Source organism: Ruegeria sp. HKCCD4884 (assembly GCF_013110855.1).
In the GTDB taxonomy this organism is placed as follows: Bacteria; Pseudomonadota; Alphaproteobacteria; order Rhodobacterales; family Rhodobacteraceae; genus Ruegeria.
Genome location: NZ_WVRJ01000003.1, coordinates 288,256 through 307,024, shown reverse-complemented (window position 1 = coordinate 307,024; position 18,769 = coordinate 288,256). Strand labels below are relative to the sequence as shown.

Below are 18,769 nucleotides of genomic sequence, written 5' to 3'. Positions count from 1 at the left end.
CCGTGCCGGTTACGCAGCACAAGGTCGATTTCCCTCGGCTTTCCGCCGAGGAAATGGCCGCTTGGGCGGGGGCGGAGGCCGCCGCTGTCTCTGATTGTCTTGATCGGGCGCAGGCGATGGATGGGGGCATCCAGCCACTGGCCCAGAACATGCGCTTGGTTGGTCAGGCCCGCACAGTCCGTTGCACAGTGGGTGACAACAGTGCGCTGCATGCCGCGCTTGATCTGGTGGAGCGAGGCGAAGTCTTGGTTGCGGATGCGGGAGGTTTTCTGGGCAACGCCGTTTGGGGCGGGTTGATGACCGAAGCGGCGCGGCGGAAAGGCATCGCGGGACTTGTCATTGACGGGGCTGTGCGCGACCGGTCGGATATTACGGCCAGTGCATTTCCATGTTTTGCCCGAGGGGCCGTTCCCGCCGGCCCGCACAAGAATTTCGGGGGCGAAATTGACGGCCCAATCGCCTGCGGCGGCGTGGCCGTATGCCCCGGTGACCTAGTGGTGGCGGATGGGGACGGTGTGACAATCGTTCCCTGGTCCCGTGTCGAAATCGTACTTGACGCATATCGATCTTTGAAAGTGAAGGAAGCCCATGCGTTGGCTGCGCTTGGTAACGGCGGTACGCTGGCAGAAATCTATGGCATACCTGAGGTCACGCGTTTGGAAAGGAAAACCGGATGAGTCCTGAGTGTCAGCAAACCATGCGCAGGCTCTACGTTGATGGCACTGAAGTGAATGTCTCCGCACTCCGACGAAAGGGCGAGAAAGCCCCTATACTATTCCTGCACGGCTTTGGCTCGACCAAAGAGGATTACGCAGATATTCAACGCCACCGGGACTTCGATCAGCACGGGATCTTGGCATATGACGCTCCGGGATGCGGGCGGACGACCTGTGACGACCCCGGCCGTGTTGACATCCCCTTTCTTGTCAACACCGCCCTTGCCATGCTGGACGTCGAGAGGATTGATCACTTTCATCTCGTGGGCCATTCAATGGGCGGCCTCACGGCTTTGATGCTGGCGAGCGCCCATCCGGAACGTGTCCTGAGTTTTTGCGACATAGAAGGCAACATCGCGCCCGAGGACTGTTTCCTCAGCCGTCAGATTCATGAATGCCCGGCTGAAAACCCCGAAGCTTTTATGAATGACTTCATCGAACGCGCCAGCAGGGCACCTGCTTGGTCGAGCCCGCTCTATGCCGCCAGTCTGGCGCATAAGGTACGCCCAGAGGCGGTGCGAGGTATCTTCACCTCGATGGTCGATCTGTCGGACAAAGCCGGGCTGATGGAACGTTTTCTCGGCCTGCCGTGCCCGAAGATGTTCATGTACGGTGATCAGAATGCTTCTCTGAGCTATTTGCTCCACATTGCTGCTCAAGGCGTGGAACTCGCTGAAATTCCGGACTGCGGCCATTTTCCGATGTACGCGAACCCGCCCGAAATGTGGCGCCGCATTAACCAGTTTATCACCCGTAGCGAGGCTGCGCAGTAACATCGTTTGCAACGAATGATTGCTGCGGCCCTCTGGATGGTAGAGTATTTCTGAAGCTGACCTTCATGCGTCGCGCAGCATTGGGTACAATGGGCTCCGAGCGGTCGTTCGCTGAACTCGGCATGAGCGTCCGCTCTGCGGGACAAACCTGCTATCGAAGATCGACACCCGAATGCCCAGTTTCTACAAAGCTCACCCATTAACCGTTTCCATATCCCAGGCTGCAAGCAGCAGCGGAAGGGCGCGGTCCCAATCCATGACGTCGACCTGTTCTGCCCAGGCGTGATATTTTTTTGTCAGCTCCATCTCTAACGGCGCATGTCGCCCTGCAAGATTGGCAAGTTCAGTACGGTCTGCTTCCATGTCATAAAGCTCCCAAGGCTGATCGTGCAGGCGAACGAGTTTGAACTGGCCCAACCGGATGGCAGCATTGCCTTCATGTTCCCAGAAAATGGGTTGTTCACGCACCCAGTCTTTGTCGCGGAAAACGTCCATAAGTGACTCGCCTTGAAGCGGTTGAATCTCATGGCCGCCGACCTCGGATTGATAGCTGGCCCCGCAAGCCTCCAGAATGGTGGGCAGGATATCGACCACATGACAGGGTGCTTGCGCGGTGCTGCGGGGCGCAAACCCCTTGGGCCAATGGGCGACAAGCGGCGTCGAGATACCGCCCTCATGCACGTAGTGTTTGAACAGTCGGAACGGTGCGTTTGACACGTTTGCCCAAGGCTTGTCATAACTTTGAAAGGTCTGAGCATCTCCGGGGCGCAGGTCGATCACGTTACCCATCGTGATCTTGCGTCCGTCATGGGTTTGGTCTGGATAGAACTGTGCCCAGCCATCCTCGGCCATAAATTCGGCGCAACCACCATTGTCGGACAAGAACAGGATCAACGTGTTTTCGAACTGGCCCAGCTGCTTGAGCGCGGCAATCAGCGTACCAATCGATTGGTCCATCCGATCCACCATGGCAGCATAGGTAGCCATCTTACTGGCCTCCCAATCCTTGTTCTTCTCGTCGGCCCAGCGGTGAACGTCATCGTCGCGGGGCGAGATATCCCAAGCCCGCTGAAAGACACCTCGCCCGTTCATTTCCTCGTGGCGTGCAGTGCGGATATGGTCCCAACCCCTGTCATACTCGCCATCATATTTGGCGATGTCTTCGGGATGCGCGTGAAGCGGCCAATGCGGTGCGGTATGTGCGAGATAGAGGAAGAAAGGCTTTTCATCTTCGACCGCGCCTTCGATCATCCCGATGGCCTTATGCGTGATTGCGTCGGTGAAGTAGAAATTATCGGAGATCGTTTCAACGCGGCTGTCGTCTTCGAGCATGTAGTGGGGCGAAAAGAAATGCGTGGCCCCGTCCATGATCCCGTAGAAATGATCAAATCCGCGTTGCCGAGGTGAGGGGCGCTCGACGTCGCCGACGCGCCAACTGTCGTAGTTGCGGGCCTCAAAATCACCAGCCACGTGCCATTTGCCGGACATGAGCGTTCGATAGCCATTCGCCCGCAGATGTTCGGCAATAGTGGCACTGTCGTTGCGAAGAAACCCTTGATAAGCGGGCGTGCCCAAATTCGCCCCCATGTGCCCAACGCCTGCATTGTGCGGATATAGCCCCGTCAGCAGTTAGGCTCGCGTCGGGCAACAGCGGGCGCAGTTGTACATCGCCGAAAGCAGGACACCGTGTTTAGCAAGTGCGTCAATGTTCGGCGTTCTGATCTCAGAGCCGGTCACGCCGAGGTCGGCAAACCCCATGTCGTCAGCCAAAATGAGAATGACATTCGGTTTTTGTCGGTCAGCCATTGCAGATCACTCTTCGGTTGCGCGGGTCGTGTGGTGCAATTGTTATTCCATTTCAGATATCTTGCTAGAGTGCTGAACGCGGTTTCAGATACACTCCTCTCTCTCCAGAGCGGACATTAAGACAGGTTGCAGCATTTAGTAGGGATGGGCTCGGATCAACCGTTCGCCGCAACCCTTCAAAACCACTGCTTCGCGGACTTTTCCGCTATTGGCCCGCTAGCGCCGGAGGGCCGCAGATAGCCTGAAGCGGACGCTCAGAGCTAAACTTTGCATTGTCCAGTATCTGTTACATAGCGGCTGATTGATCCGTTCGGCGTGGACCTTCGCGAAAACATTTCTGCACAAAACCAGCAATATACCGTTTCGGCTAACAATAGTCTTAGGATCTGCCTTCAGGCACAGGCATGATTTTCAATCACTCTCATTTCTCATCTAATTAACTAAGTTGTACTATATTTTAGAAAAGTCCAATATATGGTGCTTTAGTAATCTATCTGCCCTAAATAAAGATTAGGATTTGATGCAGGTTTTTCCCCGACCGCGAAGATTGATTTCAAGCGGGCAGGGAGGAAAACATGTCACAAATCACGATTACAGGTGCGCAGATTTGGGATGGCGTATCCGAGACGCGCTATCCTGGAACTGTCACGATTGACGGAAACAAGATTACCTCGGTCACCAAAGGCGAAGACGTCTCAGCAGAAGTACAAGGCGAGGTGATTGACGGTACTGGGCACACGCTAATGCCGGGCATGGTCGAAGGTCACTGTCACCCCAGCTTTACCGGCGTGGGCGAGCCATGGGAACTTGGTCAGCTGTGCCCCGAACAGCATATGTTGTTGACGGCCCAGAACTTAAGGTTGCTTTTGAGTCACGGGTTTACGTCGATCTTCGAAGCGGCCTCAGCCAAACCGATGCTCGGAGTTACAGCGCGTGATGCGATCAACGAGGGGATGTTGGACGGTCCGCGTATGCGTGCCTCAAGCCCCGAGATCACGACGACTGCCGGCTTGGGAGACGAGCGTAAGCGCCACATCTACCAGGAAAGCTTCGGGTTGGTTGCGGACGGCCCCCTGGAGATGCGCCGAGTTGCGCGGGAATGCGTGCGCGACAATGTCGACAACATGAAGATCAACATTTCGGGTGATGAGTTCGTTTCTTTCGCACGGGCTGAAATTACGCCTTTAGAAGATGATGAACTCGCCGCGTTCATGGCTGTAGCCCGGAAATACGGGAAGACGGTTGCGGCACACGCCCGGTCTTCAGAGTCCGTCAAAATGGCAGTGCGTCACGGGGTTGATTGCATCTATCACTGCGATTTCGCCGATGAGGAAGCGTTGGATATGCTGGAAGAAGCTAAGGATAGCGTCATTCTTGGCCCTGCCTTTGGTCTTGTTCACAACGCCACCCGCGAAGGTGAAGTAGTGGGTATCACAAAAGAAGTCGCTGAAGATCTGAACCTATTTCGTAAGTTCGACGCAACCTGCGCCACCTATCATGAAATCCGAAAGCGCGGTCTGCGGGTGGCGGTCGGTGGAGACTACGGTTTCGCAGTTACTCCGATGGGTCAAAACGCCCGCGACATCGAACATTTCGTGCGCTATTTCGGATATTCGCACGTCGAAGCGTTGCGCTGTGCCACGCATGTTGGCGCGCAATTGATGCAGATGGAGGACCAGATCGGTCAGGTCAAAGAGGGCTTTTTGGCCGATCTGCTGCTGGTCAAAGGCGACGTCACCCAGGATGTGAGCCTGGTCCAGCATCAGGACAATCTGTCGATGATTATGAAGGATGGGGTGATGTTCAAAGACCCCCGGACCGGTATCAGTGCAGGCGGCTTGATCCGCGCTGCCGAATAAAATCAATACGTTAGGGAGGAAACGCATGCGTATTTTGAAAACCGCGGCAGCTGCCGCGACTCTGGGGCTGTTTGTCGGATCGGCAATGGCGGATGGTTATCAGGGTGTGCCGCGCACCTTTCTGTGGAACCCGGGTGCGTCAGAAATCTATGACGCCGCCGAGTACAAGAAAGAGGGACCCTACACGATTGGGTTCTCGAACGCCTCGATCTCGAACCCGTGGCGCGTGGCGATGCTGCACGGCATCGAAGCGGCGGCAGAACGCAACGCCGACAAGCTGAGCCGTTTCATCATTACCGACGCCAATGACGATCCCAGCAAGCAGGCTGCCGACGTGCAGGATCTGATCGCGCAGGGCGTCGATATCCTGCTAATCTCGCCTGCAACGGCCGAGGCGATGGACCCGGTCATTCGCCGCGCCAAACGTCAGGGCATCCCAGTAGTTCTGGTCGACCGCTCGGTACCATCGGATGAAAACTTCATCAGCTTCGTAACTGCATCTGACCAAGCACTTGGCCGCATCTCTGCGCAGTGGTTGGCTGAAAAGCTAGGCGGCAAAGGCAAAGTCGTGATGCTTGGCGGGCTGGCCGGCGCGTCACCTGCCGAGGCTCGAATTCAGGCGGCCATGGAAGTGTTCAACCAGTTCCCCGAGCTTGAGGTACTGGAGACCCAATACACCAGTTGGTCGCCGGCCAACGGCAAGACCATCATGTCCGCCTTGATCCAGAAATACGGAGATGAGATTTCGGGCGTCTGGGCCGACTCGGGTCTGCAAGGATCGGGCTCGATCGAAGCCTTCTTGGCCGCCGGGTACGAGGCAGGCTCAATCCCGCCGCATACCGGTGGTGATTTCAACGCGATGTATCAGCTGTCGGTGAACAACGACGTGCCGATGATCGGCATCGACTATCCGCCAGCCATGGGTGCGCGGGCCTTCGAGGTTCTGTTCGACGTACTTGACGGCAAGGGCATCCCTAAACGGATCGAAGTGAACCAGCAGGTTGTTGTGTCAGAAGGTCATGAAACGCCATCGGTGCAGGCGGACGTGTTTGTTGCGGACTATGCGCTGATGGACAAGCCGGGCTCGGTCATCATGTCCTCGGGCGTTGGGGCCGACTATGATCCGGCCACCTTCTCGGCGGTTTATCCCAAGTAACCGGGATCATCACAGGCAGGGGCGGCACTGAATCGCCCCGCCACCACGGGAGGAGAGAAGAATGGCACAGCCATATCTGGCCGCGCGCGGCCTCAGCAAGTCATTTGGCCCCAACGAAGTGCTAAAAGGGATCGAGTTCGAAGTCCATGGCAACCATTCAGTCGCCCTATGTGGTGAGAATGGAGCCGGGAAATCGACCCTGATCAAACTGCTGACCGGGCTTTATACGCCGACTGGCGGGCATGTGGAATTCGAGGGCAGTGAAGCGGGTTGGTCTGATCCGCGCCAGAGCCTTAATGCCGGGATCGCGGTTGTGCATCAGGAATTTTCGGTTCTGGGTGCGCTGTCGATTGCCGAGAACATTTATCTGGGGGCTGAGCCACGCACCAAATTTGGCCTAATCGACCGCAAGGCATTGAAGCGCAACGCGCAGGCTCTGCTGGACGATCTGGGGATTTCTCTGAACCCCGACGATCTGGTCGAAACCCTGTCGGTTGCTGACAAGCAGATGGTCGAGATTGCAAAGGCGCTAAGGGTCGAGGCCAAGGTTCTGATCCTGGATGAACCCACGGCCGTGCTGAGCCAGAATGAAACCAAGCACCTGTTCCGCATTATCAATGACTTGCGGGAACGAGGTATGGGATTGGTTTATGTTTCGCACCGCCTGGACGAAATTTTTGAGATTTGCACCGATATCACGGTGATCAAGGACGGGGTCGTGACCTCGAAAGGGCCGACCACGGATTACACCCATGACAGTGTGATTGCTGCCATGGTGGGGCGCGAGCTTGGTGACCTCTTCCCGCACAAGGCCGTGAACCCAGCGGCGGGTGAGAAGGTGCTGGAAGTGGACAACCTAGTTGTGGCTCCGCACCTTCCGCCCGCCAATCTGGACGTCCACGCCGGTGAGATCGTCGGGCTCGCGGGTCTGGTCGGCTCGGGTCGGACTGAACTGGCGCTGGCTTTGTTCGGTGCGGCCCCCTCGACCGGTGATGTTACCCTGATGGGCGAGCCGATGCCCCATCGTGACCCAGCGGGATGTATCGAGGCGGGTATTCTGATGCTGACGGAATCCCGCAAGGACGACGGGTTGTTCCTGAATTCCTCGGTCGCACGGAACTTTGCGGCGACAACGCCCGGTTTTGGCGTGCATCACAACGCCATTCCACCGGGGCATGAAGAGCGTCGCGCAGCCGTTCTGAAAGACCGCCGCGGCGTGGTGGTTGACCACGTGGGCCTGCCGATCTCGGCGCTGTCGGGCGGCAATCAACAAAAGGTCCTGATCGCGCGCTTGCTCGAGAACCGACCGAAGCTGTTGATCCTCGACGAGCCAACCCGGGGCGTCGATGTTGGCGCAAAATCCGTGATCTACAAGACCCTGCGTGAATTGGCGGATGAAGGCATGGCCCTGTTGGTGATCTCATCGGAACTGATTGAGATCGTGGGGCTGTGTGACCGCGTTCATGTCATGCGCGACGGAGAGCTGGCGAAAGAACTGGTCGGAGACGAGATCACTGAAGAGGCGATCATCACCGTGGCCGCTGCCGAAACTAAACCCATCACGGAGTAGCTGCATGAGCACGATCGCCCGCGCTACACGCGCCCAGCCCGTTCATTTGGTAGTAGTTGCCCTGATTGCCATTGTCTTCGTGATTGGCATCTCGGCCTCGGACCGTTTCGCAACCCCGCTTAACATGGCTAATGTACAGGACCAGATGGTAGCCCTTGCGATTGTCGCTTTGGCACAAACTATTGTGATCCTATCCGGCGGCATCGACCTCAGCTATGCCGGAGCACTGAGTTTCCTTTGCGTGGTGTTTGCCGCCATTGCCGGAGATACGACGGGGACCCTATTGCTGGCGATGGCCGCGGTCGTCGCACTCGGCATCCTCATTGGCATGATCAACGGAGGCATCACAGCCTATGTCGGGGTGCACCCTCTGATCACCACGCTAGGTTCCTCGACGATTCTGGCAGGCGCTGCGCTGTTGATCACCCGACAGCCTTCGGGCTCCGTTCCGCTTTTCTTTGAGGATTTTACCTATGGCCGCCTTGGCGTGGTGCCCTATGGCATGATGTTCGTCATCGCGCTGTATCTGCTGATCGGTTTCATGTTGTGGCGCACGACCTTTGGCACCCGCATATTTGCCATCGGCGATAACGAGGCCGCTGCCGCTGTATCTGGCCTGCCGGTGAAACAGACCAAAGTTGCGATCTACGCTCTGTCCGGTCTGCTTTGCGCCGTAGCCGCGATGTATATGACAGGGCGTTTTGGCGTCGGAGACCCGCGCGCAGGCGTCGGGTTCGATCTGCGCTCGATCACGCCGGTGATTGTTGGCGGGACGTTGCTGGCCGGAGGCAAGGGCGGCGTTCTGGGAACTGCGCTGGCGGTGATCCTGCTTGCGTTCCTGGCGAATGTTCTGAATTTCATGAATATTTCCAGCTACTACCAGTGGATTGCCGAAGGTCTGATCATCATCGCCGCCGTTTCATTCTTTGCAGGAAAGGGCAAGTCATGACCGCGACCGCCACCAACCCTGAAAAAGCCAAACCCAACCGCAATACGGTGCGCGCGACCCAACGGCGAGAGCTGTTGATCCTGCTGGGTTTCCTCGCCGTGATCTGGGCAGTGACAACAGCTTTGTCTCCTCGGTTCCTGACACCGGCGAACCTGAAAGACATTCTGATCCAGGCCGCGCCGCTGGGCTTTGTGGTCATCGGTCAGATGATCGTCATTATCGTCCGCGGGCTCGATCTGTCGGTCGCTTCGATTATGGCCACGGTTGCAGTTCTATCGACCTCATTAATCGATTCGACGCCGGTGATCTTTATCGTGGCATTGCTGTTGGGAGCGTTCATAGGTGCTATTAACGGTTATCTTGTGGCCTTTCGAAAGGTGACCCCGTTCCTCGCGACCCTTGCCACCATGATCGTGCTTCAAGGTGTTCGCTTTGCCTACACCAAAGGCGCGCCGGGCGGGACATTGCCGGACACTTTCCGTTGGCTCGCAACGGGCGACATTTTCGGCGTCCCTGTCGCGCTGATTGCCTTGGCTATCGTGGGTTTCGGGATGCACTGGCTGCTGGAAAGAACCGTCTTTGGCCGTCGCTTGAAACTCTATGGAGACAGCCCGGAAGCCGCGTACATGACCGGCGCGCCGACCCGCCTGTTGGTTGTTATGGCCTTTGTCATCTCGGGCGTGCTGGCTGCTATCGCGGGGTTGTTCCTTGTTGGCTATGTCGGCATCGTCGATAACTGGACTGGGCGCGGGTATGAGCTGGACAGTATCGCAGCAGCTGTGATTGGCGGCGCGGCACTGTCTGGTGGAAAAGGCTCGGTGCCTGGCGTGTTACTGGCAGCGCTGATCCTGGTATCTTTGTTCAACATCGTCGTCATCCTCGGCCTGTCGATCGAGTTGCAGTTGGTGATCAAGGGTACTCTGATTATCCTCGCCGCAGCCGTTTACATGAAACGGTCGCAGGGCTGATCGGGAAGGCGCTCATGTCTCAGGATGACAAATCAAACGTGCAGCGCATCGCGGCGATCCTGAAAGGGTTCGACGCACGAAACACCCCGCGTCGCACGCATGATATCCTCGAAGACTTGGGCGTTACCCGTTCCACAGGTTTTGGTCTTCTACGGGCGATGGTGGCGACAGGGTGGCTGGAACGTTTCGACCATGGGTTTCTCAGGTTGGGACCAAAGTCCCGGCAGATGCTTTTTGCCGCGCTGGAGGTGCCTGAACCCTCAGAAGTGAAAAAGCTGTCGGCGCGACCGGGTGGTCAGGGATTCGGAGCGCAGGGTAATATTCCTGATCTGGAGTGGGACCCGACGCTGGTGCGGACTGTCGATGCCAGCCAATATCAGCGCGCAGCACCATACCGCATCGGTTTTTCCAACGCCTCCACAAGCAACGCCTGGCGCCGCGCCATGCTGCAAAGTTTGTTTTACGCGGAACGGATTGCGCAATCGCAGATCGAAGCGCTGATCGTTTTGGATGCGGAGGATGATCCCGCTTTGCAGCTTGCCCAGATTGACGAGCTGGTAGGGCAGGGGATTGACCTGCTGCTGATATCCATCACTTCGGTCAACGACAAGGCGCTCAGCGATCGTCTCGGAGAGCTTGCCGCTGAGGGCCTGCCGATTGTTGCGATTGACCGCCGCCCAAATGACAGGTCTTCGCTTGTTTCATTTGTCACGGCATCGGACAGCAGGATCGGACGTATAAGCGCCCTGTGGATGGCCGAAACTCTGTCTGGTCAGGGTCGGGTGTGGATGCTGAGCGGGCTGGACGGGGCCAGCCCGGCTCTGAGACGACAACAGGCTGCGCTTGCAGTGTTCTCGGAATTTCCGGGCATCAGGGTTGAAAACGTCAGCTATACCGACTGGACCGAAGCAGGTGGGTATGATGCCATCGACAAGGTGCTGGCCGAGGCACGCCGACCACCGGACGGGGTCTGGTGTGACAGTGGTCTGCAAGGGGTGGGTTCAGTCAAACGTTTCCTGGATGGCGACTTTGATATCCCGGCCCACACCGGCGGCGACCTGAACGAGATGTACAAACTATGCCTGCATCACAAGGCGCCTATGGCTGCATTGGACTACCCGGCCAGTATGGGCGCACGGGCGCTGGGGCTGGCACTGGATATTCTTGCCGGGAGCACCGTTCCGCAACGTGTAGAAGAGCCCGTTCAGATCGTGTTGCCGCGGGGATTGGAAACACCCTCGGTCAAGGCCGATAGCTGGGCCGAACTGCATGTCGCCTGGGATTTGCCGGATGATGCCATCCTCTCGCAAGGTCCAGCCTTGCGACCGGAAAAACGATCCATCAAAGGGAGCGCTACAGCATGACCCAATCCGCCTATGAACGTGCAATTGACGTCTTCCAGGCACTACTGAACGCACCCGGACATGAGGCGCATGGCTCTCCGGCGGGGTTGATCCGAGCGGCAGGGTTGCCTGCCAGCAGTGGTTACCGGCACACCGCGACGCTTGAAGCAGAAGGGATGCTGCGTCGGGACGCACAGGGTTGTTATCTGCCCGGCATGTCTGCCATACGGATTGGTCTGCAAGGGTTCGGCGTCGGTCGTCTGGCACCGTTGGTTCAGCCTATCCTGCTGCAATTGCGCCAAAGTTCTCAGATGACATCATTTCTGGCCATGGCACAGGATCTGGAACTGCATATGGGTCCGCATTCGGTCGGGCGTGAGACACGCGCGACGCCCTTGCAGCGTTCTTACGGGTTCGAGACCATTCCGGAATTCAACATCGGTCAGGTCACGGAAACTAGTTTGCGCTGGTTCGAAGGTCGCGTCGCACGTCGCACCAATGTCGCCCTGATCCCAGTCGAAAGCACGGCCAGCAGCATTGCCGTTGTCGGCTTGGTTCTGAATTCCACACGCGGTGCTACCGATTTGCAAAACCGTGCGTTGCGCCAGGCTTACGGACAAATCGCGAAGAAAGAGGTTTAGCCATGCAGGCCTTCTGGGACAGCCAGCTCAAATTCTCTGAGGTTATTCCCGGTTTCGCCGAAGCGTTGGACCGTATGGCGCGGGACAGCGACGCTGTAGCTCAACAGTGCTTGTTTACACGCACGGCTTACGGAGACCATCCGCGCCAGTGGGTTGAATGGACCGAAGGCACAGGTCCAAACTCTGTTTTGCCTGTCATCATTCACGGTGGCTATTGGCGGGCGCTAGAGGCCGAGGCGCATCGTTTCATGGTTCCCGCGTTTCTGTCAGCGGGGGCCAGTGTGGCCAATATCGAATACCGCCTGATGCCCGAGGTTCGGTTGGCCGATGTCGTGGCAGATACCAAAACAGCCTTGCACAAACTGGCCGAGGTGTTTCCTGGGGTGCGGTTCGTCCTGATTGGCCATTCCGCCGGTGCGCATCTGGCGCTATCGGCCACGACCGACGATGCTCTGGCCGCGCGAACGCTGGGTGTTCTATCGCTCAGCGGGGTTTATGATCTGGCCCCCGTGCGCCTGTCTTTTCTGCAATCGGAACTTGGGCTGACTGTGGAAGAGGTGGCAGAATTCACGCTGTCCGCGCATGCAAACCGACCACCTGTCCTCTACATCAATGGCAGCGCCGAAACCTCCGAATATCTGCGGGGCGGCGCGCTGATGTCGCAATCCGAAAACGCGGATTGGCACATGATCACCGACGCAGACCACATGTCTCTGACCTGGGCCGCCTGCGATCAGGCCGATCAGCTTTTGTCCAAACTTTATTCTTTGGGAAACACCAAATGACACTGAACTTACCTGACACCGGAACGTTCGTCGGCCGTATCTGGCTGCCGCAGGCTCGAGGCCCCGCAGTGGTGGCGCGGCGGGGTGATCGTCTGGTCGACATCACCTCGTCACAGACCCCAACGATGCAGGCGCTTCTGGAACTGGACGATCCCGCTGCTGCGGCCAATGCAGTGGACGGTACGGACATCGGCGGTATCAACGAAGTCTCGGCCAACTCAACAGAAGCGCCCGATCCATCCAGACCATATTTCCTTGCACCATCCGACCTGCAACCGATCAAGGCCTGCGGCGTGACTTTCGTATCATCGATGTTGGAACGTGTGATCGAGGAAAAAGCCAAGGGTGACCCGGCCAAGGCGGACGCCATTCGCGCCCGCTGTACCGAGATTCTGGGCGACAGCCTGCGGGATGTGGTGCCGGGCTCGGACAAGGCAATGGCGTTGAAAGAGGCACTGATCGCCGAGGATGTTTGGTCGCAATACCTTGAAGTTGGTATCGGCCCGGATGCTGAGGTATTTACCAAATCGCAAGCCATGTCAGCGGTAGGCTTCGGCGCGAGCGTCGGGTTGCACCCGATCTCGACATGGAACAACCCCGAACCCGAGGTCGTTCTTGCCGTCGATAGTGCTGCTCGTATCAAGGGCGCGACACTTGGCAACGATGTGAATCTGCGGGATGTCGAGGGGCGCTCGGCGCTGTTGTTGGGAAAGGCCAAGGACAACAACGCGTCTTGTGCCATAGGTCCGATGTTGCGGCTGTTTGACGACAGCTTCGGGATGGATGACGTCCGACAGGCCGAACTGACGCTGAAAGTAACCGGCGAAGAAGGGTTCGAAATGCACGGAACCAGCTCGATGGCCGAAATCAGCCGTGACCCGGAAAATCTGGTTGGTCAGGCGCGTGGCGCGCATCATCAATACCCGGATGGTTTCTTTCTTATGTTGGGTACATTGTTTGCACCGACACAAGACCGCGATACGCCCGGCGGGGGCTTTACCCACAAGATGGGTGATCTGGTTGAAATATCGAACCCGGCGCTCGGAAGGTTGGTCAACACGGTGCGCCTGTCCACTGAATGCCCGCCCTGGACCTTTGGCACCAGCGCGCTGATGAATAACCTTGCCGCACGCAACCTGATCTGAGGAATTTGAGATGAACGGACACAGCCTGATTGCCGGAGAATGGATGGCAGGCAACAGCAGCTTTCAGTCTGCCCCCGCAACCGGAACGCCCAGGACCTATTCAGCCGGTACGCCGGAACTGGTTGCGCGGGCCTGCGCTGCAGCCGAGGATGCCTTCTCGTCCTACGGGTATTCAACCCGTGAAGACCGTGCTGTTTTTCTGGAGCGGGTCGCTGACGAGATCGAAAAGCGTGGAGCAGATATTACCGAAATCGGCTGCGCGGAAACCGGTCTGCCAGCGCCTCGGATGGAAGGTGAGCGGGGGCGGACCACTGGGCAGTTGCGCCTGTTTGCAAGCCATATCCGCGATGGTGCGTATCTGGATTATCGCCGCGACGCGGCCTTGCCCGATCGCCAGCCATTGCCGCGCCCGGATCTGAAAATGGTGCAGCGCCCTATTGGCCCGGTGGCGGTTTTCGGCGCGTCAAATTTTCCGTTGGCCTTTTCGACTGCGGGCGGGGACACCGCAGCCGCGCTGGCGGCAGGATGCCCCGTGGTGGTCAAAGGTCACCCGGCGCATCCCGGCACGGGCGAGATCGTGGCTGAAGCCATTGACGCGGCCAGAGAGGCTCTTAGCTTACATCCGGGAGTGTTCAGTTTTGTTCAAGATGGCGGCGTTGCTGTCGGTGGCGCGCTGGTACAGAACCCTTTCATCAAAGCTGTCGGCTTCACCGGGTCCTTGCGCGGAGGACGCGCTTTGTTCGACCTCTGCGCCGCCCGCGAAGAACCAATCCCGTTCTTCGGCGAGCTGGGCTCGGTCAATCCTATGTTTCTACTGCCTGCTGCCCTAAAATCCCGTGGGGCAGAAATTGCCCAAGGCTGGGCGGCCTCGCTGACGATGGGCGCAGGCCAGTTCTGTACCAATCCGGGCTTGGCCATAGTGCCAGATGGCCCAGACGCCCAAACCTTTATCACCGAGGCCGCCGAGGCGATACAGGCTGCCGCCTCTCAGACCATGCTGACAGACGGTATTGCCCAAGCGTTCCGCGATGGTCGTGATCGCATCGCGTCAGCGCCCGAAGTCACGACATTGGTGTCCGGAACAGCCGAAAACCGGGACGCGAGTGCCTTTCTCTATCAGGTCTCGGCTGAAGCCTTTGAGGCCAACCCGGACTTATCGCACGAGGTTTTCGGGCCGCTGGGACTTGTCGTCGTCGCCAGGGATGCCGACGCCTTCACTACTATCGCACGGACGTTGGAGGGTCAGTTGACCGCGACCGTGCACATGGATTCCGCAGACGTCCCACATGCGTCGATCTTGCTGCCTATACTCGAGCGTAAGGCCGGGCGCGTTTTGTTCAATGGTTTTCCCACCGGGGTCGAAGTTGCAGACAGCATGGTGCATGGCGGCCCCTATCCGGCATCGACAAATTTTGGAGCGACCAGCGTAGGAACACTATCGATTCGTCGCTTTTTGCGACCCGTTTGTTACCAGAATGTACCTGAGGAGATCAGCATAGACATTTGACGCCTTTCGGGTGAGCAGCTGTTGGGTCGCTTTTGCAAAAACGCCTTGCACGGCTCAGCGAGCAGGTCACTTAACAAATTGAAGTCAAATATGGTCAAACGCCCATTCGTTGTAGCCCTGCTCTCCCCTGTACCAAAGTACTTTGTCAGCCTCAGACTCTCCGTGGTTCCATCGCTGTTTGACGCCTTGGCCCATTGCCTTACGGACAAGAGCACGCCGCTTTTGGCTAAGGACAATGTCTTGAATTAGTTCGGCTTCATTCCATTTCTCAGCGACTTCTCGGATGAAGACATTGACCAATTCGCGATGGCTTTCTGAGCCCACGAGATTTGCCCTCTCGTTCGGGTCATTCAGAAGATCAAAAAGCATGATACCGTCATGGGACGAGGAGATAAACTTGAAGTATCCTCGGCGGATCATGAACATCGGAACCTTAGTCGCCTCGGCCAAATACTCGGCATAGACCGCGCGTTCAGACGGCGGATTGCCCCTGTCTGCGAGTGCCAACAGATCCACGCCTTCCAACGGTTCTACAGCGTTCTCAACCTCGGCAATTGTGTTCAGGGTCGGGACGATATCGACAAGAGACGTCAACTCCTGAACCCGTTGTGGCGCGATGCCGGGGCCGGCGATGATCAGAGGAATGCGCAAGGACTTTTCAAAGAAATGCTTTTTAAACCACATGCCACGTTCACCAAGCATCTCACCATGATCCGAAGTGAAAATGATCACGGTGTTCTGATCCGCACCGGTTGCACGCAAGGCATCCATGATCCGGGTCATCAGGCTGTCGATATAGCTGATCGATCCATAGTAGGCGCGGATGGCGCGGGCCACGTCCTCGTCACTGAACTGAATGCCCAACATGCCAAAATCCTTAAGCAGACGGACAGAGTGAGGATCGTGCTCATTTTCTGACAAAGCCCCGACAGCGGGCATCGGAATGTCTTTTCCTTCGTACAGGTCCCAGAATTCCTTTCGGCACAGATAGGGTTCATGCGGATGGGTGTAAGACACCTGCAGAAAGAATGGACGTTTGTCGTCACCGCGCGCAATGTCGAAAATATGTTGTATCGCCTTGAACGTAACCTCTTCATCATAGTCGATCTGGACCGACCGCTCGCAGATCCCGGCGATGCGCACGGCCCGGGGATCGTTGGTGTCGCGCTTGCCCTCGTTTTCCCAATTGGGAACCCAGGCGAAATCACCCGGATACAGGTCTGCTGTCAGGCGCTTTTCAAACCCGTGGAACTGATCAGGGCCGATGAAATGCATCTTGCCGGACAGGGCCGTTTGATAGCCCGCTGCGCGCAGGTAATGCGCATAGGTCGGGATTTCGGCCGAAAACTCTGCTGCATTGTCATAAGCGCCAACTTTCGACGCCAGCTGCCCTGTTGCCATCGAAAAGCGGGATGGTGCACAAAGCGGATAGTTACAATAGGCGGTCTCGAACACGACGCCACGCGCGGCCAGATCATCGATGGTCGGGGAGTGGCAGATTATGTCTCCGTAGGCGCGCAGGGCAGAGGCCGTCAGCTGATCGACCTGAAAGAAAAGGATATTCGGGCGAGAGTCGGTCATGTCACCCCCGTCCCATCAGGTTGCGGACATAGCCCACCGGGCCGGTTTCGTACCATTTCTTATGACCACGCTCACGCGACGAAATGCCAAAGCTTTGCGATACACGGTCAATGACGATAGCCAGAAACACGATGCCCAACCCGCCAACAGTCGCAAGACCCATATCGAGACGCCCGATGCCGCGCAGAACCATCTGGCCCAACCCGGTCACGGAAATCATCGAAGACACCACAACCATGCTCAGCGCCATCATGATGGTCTGGTTCACGCCGGCCATGATCGTCGGCATCGCCAAGGGCAATTCGACCTTGTAAAGCGTTTGCCGGTTCGAGGCACCAAATGCGCGCGCAGCCTCGACCATATCACCACGAACTTGCCGGATGCCCAGATTGGTCAGACGCACCACTGGCGGCAGCGCATAGATGAAAGTTACGATTACGCCTGAGACATTGCCGATCGAGAACAACATCACGATTGGCACCAGGTAGACAAAGGACGGGATCGTCTGCATCAGATCGAGCATGGGCTGCAGAACCGTCCAGAACCGATCGTTCTTGGCTGAATACACACCCAGCGGAATGCCGATCAGTGAACAGAACACAACGCATGTCAGTACGATGGACAGGGTGGTCATGCTTTCTTCCCATGCACCCATCAGACCAATGGCAAGCATGCATACCGCCGAGATCAGGCCCAGGCGGCGACCGCCCGCCTGCCAGGCCACCAAAATGATCAATGCCAGAACCAGCAGATCAGGGGCCTGGGTCAGAGCGTCCTCCAATCCGGTCAGAACAATCTCAAACGGCACCTTGATCGCTTGAAAGATGAAGCGGAAATTGGTCACCACCCATTGGAGAAAGGTTTCAACCCATGTGCCGACGGGAACCCATTCAGTGTCAAAAATGTTCCAGATATCCATGATTTCGCCCCTTACCCGCGCAACGCGGTCAACGCGTCTTTGATGGTGATCTGCCCAACCGAGGCATGATCCGGACTAACGACGGTGACCGGAGACTGGTCCTCCATGAACAGATCAATGATCTCTCCCAGCTCAGCGTCGACGCGTATAGTTTTTTCGGTACCCTCCCTCCCGTTCAGCGGTTCCATGATGGTTTCAGCCCTGACCAGCGCTACACGGCTGATGCCTTTAACGAATTCGGCGACATAGTCGTCTTTCGGGCTGGTCACGATTTCTTCGGGTGTACCGATTTGAACGATCTCACCGTCGTTCATGATGGCGATGTGATCTCCCATCCGGATGGCTTCATCCAGATCATGGGTGATGAACAGCGTGGTTTTGTGCATATGCGCTGACAAGTTCAGAAACTGGTCCTGCAATTGGCGGCGGATCAGAGGATCAAGCGCTGAGAATGGCTCGTCCATCAACAGGATTTCTGGGTCGGCTGCCAAGGCGCGGGCGAGACCAACACGTTGTTGCATGCCGCCCGACAGCTGATCGGGGTAGTGGTCAATCCATCCGCCAAGATCCATGGCTTCGAGCGCCTTGATCGCCGCTTCTCGGCGCGTTTGCAGATCGATGCCGCGGACTTCGAGCCCGAAACCGACATTTTCGCCCAAGGTTCGATGAGGCCACAGCGCCATATGCTGAAAAACCATGCCAATCGTTTCGGCCCGCAATTGGCGCAATTCTTCTTCGCCCATCGTGTCCACACGTTTTTCGGCCACATGAATTTGGCCCGACGTTGGTTCGATCAACCTGTTGACATGGCGCACAAGGGTGGACTTACCCGACCCGGACAATCCCATGATGCAGAAAATTTCGCCTTTCTTGACGCTGAAACTCGCATCCCGCACGCCAAGAACACAGTCAAACCTGTCGCGCACGTCCTCTTTGGACAAACCCTCGGCCAGAACCGCCTTCATGGCTTCGTCCGAGCGATTACCGTAGATTTTCCAGAGGTCACGACATTCGATCTGTGCATCAGCCATTGTCTTGTTCCTTAAAAAAA

Annotated in this window: 15 protein-coding genes and 1 pseudogene; 12 read left to right on the top strand and 4 right to left on the bottom strand. The window is 57.3% G+C overall.

The annotated features are described in order from the left end of the window. Positions 1-2: 2 nt before the first annotated feature. Positions 3-677: an RraA family protein gene (locus tag GS636_RS06305; RefSeq protein WP_171668830.1), complete on the top strand. Its 675-nt coding sequence runs from the start codon at positions 3-5 to the stop codon at positions 675-677. Then, entirely contained in the window at positions 674-1,489 is an 816-nt protein-coding gene (locus GS636_RS06300; RefSeq protein WP_171668829.1) for an alpha/beta fold hydrolase, read from the top strand. The genes GS636_RS06305 and GS636_RS06300 overlap by 4 nt, the downstream gene beginning before the upstream one ends. 192 nt (positions 1,490-1,681) lie before the next feature. Here GS636_RS06300 and GS636_RS06295 read toward each other — a convergent pair. Next, positions 1,682-3,247: pseudogene (locus GS636_RS06295) on the bottom strand (arylsulfatase). Positions 3,248-3,870: 623 nt separating this feature from the next. On the opposite strand from GS636_RS06295, the gene GS636_RS06290 reads away from it, so the two are divergent. From GS636_RS06290 to GS636_RS06245, 10 genes are all read left to right on the top strand, one after another. Continuing rightward, positions 3,871-5,154, top strand: coding sequence for an amidohydrolase family protein (locus tag GS636_RS06290; protein WP_171668828.1), 1,284 nt, complete (start codon positions 3,871-3,873; stop codon positions 5,152-5,154). A 25-nt stretch (positions 5,155-5,179) separates the two neighbouring features. After that, complete coding sequence (locus GS636_RS06285) at positions 5,180-6,310, top strand: substrate-binding domain-containing protein (RefSeq protein ID WP_171668827.1); 1,131 nt, start codon at positions 5,180-5,182, stop codon at positions 6,308-6,310. A 61-nt stretch (positions 6,311-6,371) separates the two neighbouring features. Further along, complete coding sequence (locus tag GS636_RS06280) at positions 6,372-7,880, top strand: sugar ABC transporter ATP-binding protein (protein WP_171668826.1); 1,509 nt, start codon at positions 6,372-6,374, stop codon at positions 7,878-7,880. Between the two features lie 4 nt (positions 7,881-7,884). Further along, positions 7,885-8,829 carry an ABC transporter permease gene (locus GS636_RS06275; protein ID WP_171668825.1) on the top strand — a complete coding sequence of 315 codons (945 nt, stop codon included), beginning with the start codon at positions 7,885-7,887 and terminating at the stop codon, positions 8,827-8,829. Further along, positions 8,826-9,797 carry an ABC transporter permease gene (locus tag GS636_RS06270; protein ID WP_171668824.1) on the top strand — a complete coding sequence of 324 codons (972 nt, stop codon included), beginning with the start codon at positions 8,826-8,828 and terminating at the stop codon, positions 9,795-9,797. Before GS636_RS06275 ends, GS636_RS06270 begins: the two co-directional genes overlap by 4 nt. A 14-nt stretch (positions 9,798-9,811) precedes the next feature. Beyond that, on the top strand, positions 9,812-11,161 hold the full coding sequence (locus tag GS636_RS06265) for a substrate-binding domain-containing protein (RefSeq protein WP_171668823.1): 1,350 nt from the start codon (positions 9,812-9,814) through the stop codon (positions 11,159-11,161). Beyond that, entirely contained in the window at positions 11,158-11,781 is a 624-nt protein-coding gene (locus GS636_RS06260; RefSeq protein ID WP_171668822.1) for a helix-turn-helix domain-containing protein, read from the top strand. The genes GS636_RS06265 and GS636_RS06260 overlap by 4 nt, the downstream gene beginning before the upstream one ends. Before the next feature lie 2 nt (positions 11,782-11,783). Then, the gene (locus GS636_RS06255; RefSeq protein WP_171668821.1) at positions 11,784-12,566 is read left to right on the top strand and encodes an alpha/beta hydrolase; all 783 of its coding nucleotides are present in this window, start codon (positions 11,784-11,786) and stop codon (positions 12,564-12,566) included. Next, complete coding sequence (locus GS636_RS06250) at positions 12,563-13,711, top strand: fumarylacetoacetate hydrolase family protein (RefSeq protein WP_171668820.1); 1,149 nt, start codon at positions 12,563-12,565, stop codon at positions 13,709-13,711. The genes GS636_RS06255 and GS636_RS06250 overlap by 4 nt, the downstream gene beginning before the upstream one ends. A 10-nt stretch (positions 13,712-13,721) precedes the next feature. Then, positions 13,722-15,218 carry an aldehyde dehydrogenase (NADP(+)) gene (locus tag GS636_RS06245; protein ID WP_171668819.1) on the top strand — a complete coding sequence of 499 codons (1,497 nt, stop codon included), beginning with the start codon at positions 13,722-13,724 and terminating at the stop codon, positions 15,216-15,218. A gap of 84 nt (positions 15,219-15,302) precedes the next feature. On the opposite strand, the gene betC is transcribed toward GS636_RS06245, so the two are convergent. From betC to GS636_RS06230, 3 genes are read right to left on the bottom strand one after another with little or no spacing between them, the layout of a single operon-like run. Continuing rightward, positions 15,303-16,799, bottom strand: coding sequence for a choline-sulfatase (gene betC, locus GS636_RS06240; protein ID WP_171668818.1), 1,497 nt, complete (start codon positions 16,797-16,799; stop codon positions 15,303-15,305). A gap of 1 nt (position 16,800) precedes the next feature. Further along, positions 16,801-17,718, bottom strand: a complete 918-nt coding sequence (locus GS636_RS06235; RefSeq protein ID WP_171668817.1) for a proline/glycine betaine ABC transporter permease — start codon at positions 17,716-17,718, stop codon at positions 16,801-16,803. Between the two features lie 11 nt (positions 17,719-17,729). Next, on the bottom strand, positions 17,730-18,749 hold the full coding sequence (locus GS636_RS06230; protein WP_171668816.1) for a glycine betaine/L-proline ABC transporter ATP-binding protein: 1,020 nt from the start codon (positions 18,747-18,749) through the stop codon (positions 17,730-17,732). Between the last annotated feature and the right edge of the window lie 20 nt (positions 18,750-18,769).